Raw genomic sequence first — 601 nt, 5'->3', positions numbered from 1 at the left:
CGGGATGCGCCTCGGTACTAGGGTTACTAGCAACAACTTCTTCTACCGCTTGTGTTGCTACTTGTACAGCAGGCTGTGGTTGAACTTGTGGTGCAGACGAAGAAATCGCCGGAGCAAGAACTGGGCTCGTCAGGTCATGCTTTGCCCACAGTTTCGCGATGCTCTTACCATGTCTACGACACTCACGCATCGCTTTACCATCTGGTCGCCATTTGGTTTTCAGGCTGACTGCAGTTTCAAAACCCGCGTCGGTCAATCGTGCGTGGATACGGTCTACCGCACCACCATTCCAACCATAACTACCAAAGGCAGCAGCTTTCTTGGCTTTAAAACGAAGACCTGTGATCTCCTCCAGCATGCCAGCAATCTTCGGCATCATGACGTTATTCATGGTAGACGAACCAACCAAGATGCCTTTAGAGCGGAACACATTGGCGAGAATTTCATTCTTATCGTGCTTAGACACATTGAAGACTTTAACTGCGACACCCGGGTCAACATCGTGGATGCCCTGTGCAATCGCGTCCGCCATCATTCGGGTATTGTTCGACATAGAATCGTAGAAGATGGTAATACGATCTTCTTGGTAGTTATCCGCCCA

Annotated in this window: 1 protein-coding gene; it reads right to left on the bottom strand. The window is 49.8% G+C overall.

Annotated elements, in window-relative coordinates; genetic code table 11:
• A partial coding sequence (locus tag R7Z50_RS29010; RefSeq protein ID WP_318149947.1) for a flavodoxin domain-containing protein occupies positions 1–601 on the bottom strand: 601 nt, incomplete at both ends.

It is taken from the genome of Vibrio sp. 1249-1 (assembly GCF_033340495.1).
This window is presented reverse-complemented; position numbering and strand designations above follow the sequence as displayed.